The organism is Rhodococcus sp. ARC_M6, from assembly GCF_022810305.1.
Classification (GTDB): Bacteria; Actinomycetota; Actinomycetes; order Mycobacteriales; family Mycobacteriaceae; genus Rhodococcus_F.
The window spans coordinates 1-291 of the sequence record NZ_JALGQH010000098.1 but is presented as its reverse complement, the minus strand read 5'-3'; the positions used below and the strand labels follow the sequence as shown (position 1 = coordinate 291).

The following is a 291-nucleotide window of genomic DNA, read 5'->3' as shown; positions in this document are numbered from 1 at the left end:
TGTTCCGCACGGTCATCACCGTCAACCTGCTGGGCACGTTCAACGTGATGCGCCTGGCTGCCGACGCTATGTCCAAGACGGATACCGTCGACGAGTCCGGTCAGCGCGGCGTTGTCATCAACACCGCCTCCGTTGCCGCGTTCGAGGGCCAGATCGGCCAAATCGCGTACTCCGCTTCCAAGGGTGGCGTGCACGGCATGACGGTTCCCGCTGCCCGCGACCTCGCGCAGTTCGGCATCCGCGTCAACACGATTGCTCCCGGCATCATCGACACCCCGATGCTCGCGGGTG

1 protein-coding gene is annotated in these 291 nt (G+C 64.9%); it reads left to right on the top strand.

Translation table 11 applies throughout. From position 1 onward, the window contains the following. The coding region (locus MTX36_RS30760; RefSeq protein WP_243623215.1) for an SDR family NAD(P)-dependent oxidoreductase at positions 1 to 291 on the top strand (291 nt) is incomplete at both ends.